This is a genomic window from Photobacterium sp. OFAV2-7 (genome assembly GCF_022347985.1).
Taxonomy (GTDB): Bacteria; Pseudomonadota; Gammaproteobacteria; order Enterobacterales; family Vibrionaceae; genus Photobacterium.
In genome coordinates, this window is the sequence record NZ_JAKRFQ010000537.1 from 1 (window position 1) to 3,574 (window position 3,574).

The 3,574-nt window shown below is 51.3% G+C and carries 7 protein-coding genes; all 7 read left to right on the forward strand.

The genetic code is table 11. From position 1 onward, the window contains the following. Positions 1–340: FliM/FliN family flagellar motor switch protein (locus MHN01_RS20455; RefSeq protein ID WP_239413107.1), on the forward strand; the 340-nt coding region annotated here is incomplete at its 5' end. A 15-nt stretch (positions 341–355) separates the two neighbouring features. Beyond that, complete coding sequence (fliN, locus tag MHN01_RS20460; protein WP_075763959.1) at positions 356–748, forward strand: flagellar motor switch protein FliN; 393 nt, start codon at positions 356–358, stop codon at positions 746–748. A gap of 8 nt (positions 749–756) precedes the next feature. Beyond that, the gene (gene fliO, locus MHN01_RS20465) at positions 757–1,167 is read left to right on the forward strand and encodes a flagellar biosynthetic protein FliO (protein ID WP_239413108.1); all 411 of its coding nucleotides are present in this window, start codon (positions 757–759) and stop codon (positions 1,165–1,167) included. Further along, the gene (fliP, locus tag MHN01_RS20470; RefSeq protein ID WP_075763963.1) at positions 1,154–2,005 is read left to right on the forward strand and encodes a flagellar type III secretion system pore protein FliP; all 852 of its coding nucleotides are present in this window, start codon (positions 1,154–1,156) and stop codon (positions 2,003–2,005) included. Before fliO ends, fliP begins: the two co-directional genes overlap by 14 nt. A gap of 16 nt (positions 2,006–2,021) precedes the next feature. After that, positions 2,022–2,291 (forward strand): flagellar biosynthesis protein FliQ, encoded by a 270-nt coding sequence (fliQ, locus tag MHN01_RS20475; RefSeq protein WP_239413109.1) that lies wholly within the window; start codon positions 2,022–2,024, stop codon positions 2,289–2,291. A 37-nt stretch (positions 2,292–2,328) separates the two neighbouring features. Continuing rightward, a complete protein-coding gene (gene fliR / locus MHN01_RS20480) occupies positions 2,329–3,111 on the forward strand; it encodes a flagellar biosynthetic protein FliR (RefSeq protein ID WP_239413110.1) in 783 nt (260 codons plus the stop codon). A 1-nt stretch (position 3,112) separates the two neighbouring features. Then, positions 3,113–3,574 (forward strand): EscU/YscU/HrcU family type III secretion system export apparatus switch protein (locus MHN01_RS20485; RefSeq protein ID WP_239413111.1); only part of this gene is annotated, 462 nt, incomplete at its 3' end.

Below are 3,574 nucleotides of genomic sequence, written 5' to 3' on the forward strand. Positions count from 1 at the left end.
TACCGACGTGCGCTGGAGCAAGGCGCTGCGTGATGAAATTATGTACGTGCCGGTTAATATCCGTGCCAAGCTGATGGATGTCGATCTTTCGTTGCGTGATTTGATGGAGCTTCGGCCGGGGGATGTTATCCCGATTGATATGCCAGAGGCGGCAACGGTTTATGTCGAAGACTTGCCGTCATATCGCGCCAAAATGGGTAAATCCGGCGACAACATCGCCCTTAAGGTTACCGAGAAACTCAAGCGTCCGGATATGGTGAAGACCGATCTGGCTTTCCTTGACCGTGATGAACTTGGATCGGCGTTGCTTGATATCAACAACGACAATTCAGACGATTAATAACAGGTGTAAGTTATGTCTCAAAATGATCAACAAATTGCCGACGATTGGGCTGCTGCACTTGCAGAACAAGCGATTGACGAATCAGCTCAGCCTGCGCCACTCGAAGAGCTGACTGATGACAGCTCACCGATCAGCGACGATGAGCGGCGCAAACTCGATACCATCATGGACATCCCGGTTACGATCTCCATGGAAGTCGGCCGTACCCAGATCAGTATCCGTAACCTGCTGCAGCTTAACCAGGGCTCGGTTGTCGAGCTGGATCGTGTTGCGGGTGAGTCCCTGGACGTGATGGTTAATGGTACCCTGATTGCTCACGGTGAAGTCGTGGTGGTCAACGATAAGTTCGGTATTCGTCTGACAGATGTGATCAGCCAGACTGAACGTATCAAGAAGCTGCGTTAAGGTTGGCTATGAGTTTGTTACGGACGATTGGATACACTGGCAGCGTAGCCTTGGCAACGGCCAGTATGCCGGTATTGGCAGCGCCACCGGCTGACATGAACATTGCAACGACGCTGGCAGCCCTGACGCTGGTCGTGATATTGATTTTGTTTCTTGCCTGGTTGCTCAAGCGAATGAAACTGCCCGGTATCCAGGGAAGTGACGGTAATATGAAGATCCTGCGTCAGCTACCTGTGGGACAGCGGGAGCGGATTGTTCTGCTGCAGGTTGGCGAAGAGCAAATGCTGGTTGGGATCACCCAGCAAAATATCTCATTGCTGAGCAAGCTGGAGCAGCCCCTGTCGATGAACGAGGTTCAAAGTGGTGGTGAGTTCGCTGGCCATTTGACGAAGTTACTGAAAAAGAATGTTAAGAAATAACCTTATTGCCGCCGTTCTGGCGGCTTTTAGCTTTCTCCTCGCTTTTCCGGTTTTGGCTGAAACGGCTGATCCTGGTTTATCGTCCGCGGCTGGCAGCAGCGTGACACTCAGTGAGATGCAGGGTGAAGCTGGTACAACCAAGCTGATGACGACAGGAAATGGTGGCGGGATACCGGCCTTTTCCGTGACGGTAAACCCGGACGGCAGCGAAGACTATTCAGTGACCCTGCAGATCCTCGCTCTGATGACGGCACTGGGGTTCCTGCCGGCTATTGTTATCCTGATGACATCCTTTACCCGTATCGTGGTGGTGATGTCGATTCTCAGGCAGGCAATGGGCCTGCAGCAGACACCGTCGAACCAGGTTATCATCGGTATAGCCATGTTCCTGACTTTCTTCATTATGTCTCCGGTGCTCGACAAGATTAACACCACGGCGCTGCAGCCTTATATCAACGAACAGATCACTGCCCCAGAAGCGTTGTCTGCCGCCCAGATCCCGATCCGCCAGTTCATGCTCAAGCAAACTCGGGTCAAAGACCTTGAAAGCTTCGTCAATATGTCAGGGTCGGACGCAACCGACCCACAGGACGTGCCAATCACCGTATTGATCCCGGCCTTTATTACCTCGGAGCTCAAAACCGCCTTTCAAATCGGCTTTATGCTATTTCTGCCTTTTTTGATCATTGACCTGGTTGTTGCTTCGGTACTGATGGCAATGGGTATGATGATGCTATCGCCTATGATTGTTTCTCTGCCGTTTAAGCTCATGCTGTTTGTATTGGTTGACGGCTGGAATCTGATACTGTCGACTCTCGCCGGTAGTTTTGGAACTTAGGCAGGGAGTATAGCGAATGACACCTGAAGCGTTTGTCGAGATTTTCCAGGATGCGTTATACATGGTTTTGGTCATGGTTTGCGCAATTGTGGTGCCGGGCTTGCTTATTGGTTTGCTGGTAGCGATTTTTCAGGCCGCAACCTCGATCAACGAACAGACACTAAGCTTTCTGCCCCGTCTGATTGTGACTTTGCTGGCACTGATGTTTTTCGGCCACATGATGACTCAGATGCTGATAGATTATTTCTACCGCATTATTGAGCAGATCCCTCAGTTGCTGTACTGACGGCGGTTGGTATTGATTATGGTGAGTGAGTAACTCTATGTCCTACCCATCAGCACTGCTATTGGACTGGATAGCCAATTATTTTTGGCCGCTGACACGGATTGCGGCCATGATAATGGTCATGACTTTTTTCGGTGCTCGCTTTGTGTCGCCGAGAATTCGCCTTTATCTTGCCGTTACAATAACTTTTGCGGTCATGCCTGCCCTTCCTAAAGTACCCGCTGATATCGAGCTGTTATCTATTGGTGGTTTTCTGACCACTGCGCAGCAGGTGGTGATTGGTATATCGATGGGTTTGGTGACCCAGTTTGTTACCCAGACTTTCGTTTTGCTTGGTCAGATCCTGGGTATGCAGTCGAGCCTGGGCTTTGCCTCAATGGTCGACCCGGCCAACGGGCAGAATACGCCGGTGCTGGGTCAGTTCTATATGTTTCTGGCCGTGATGCTTTTTCTTGCTACCGACGGCCACTTGACCATGCTGAACATGGTCGTACTCAGTTTCAAGACCTTGCCGATTGGCGAGTCGATGTTACAGCCGGTCGATTACTATCAGCTTGCAGGTTGGTTCGGTCACATGTTCAAGGCCGGGCTGAATATGGCGCTGGCCGGGATTATTGCGCTGCTAACCGTTAACCTGTCATTTGGTGTTATGACCCGTGCTGCACCACAGCTAAATATTTTTTCGCTCGGCTTTTCCTTTGCTCTGTTGCTGGGCTTGGTAATTAGCTGGTTTCTGGTGGCGGCAATGCTGCCGCAGTACGAATATCACTGGGATATCGGGTTCGGCCAGATATGCAGTTTAATTAGGGTCGATTGCTGATATGGCTGAATCTGACGGTCAGGAACGTACCGAAGAAGCCACGCCCCGAAGGCTTCAGCAGGCGCGGGAAAAGGGGCAAGTACCGCGCTCAAGAGAATTAGCTTCAGTTGCTGTGCTGGTGGCAGGTGCCGTCGGCCTGATGTGGTTTGGCGAAACCCTCGGCAAGGGGTTGGCTGAGATGATGATGAAGATGTTTTCCCTTAGCCGGGAGGAAATCTTCGATCTCAATAAATTATTTTCCGTGATCACCGGTTCGGTATGGCATGTAGTCTTGCCGTTGGTTCTGGTGCTGGTGTTTCTGTTTGTCGCAGCACTGGTAGGGGCAGCCGGGCTGGGGGGAGTGAGTTTTTCCGCCGAGGCGGCGCGGCCGAAGCTTTCCAAGATGAATCCCATCAGCGGTTTGCAGCGAATGCTTGGCAAGCAGAGTATTGTTGAGCTGATTAAATCGATTTTGAAAGTGGCG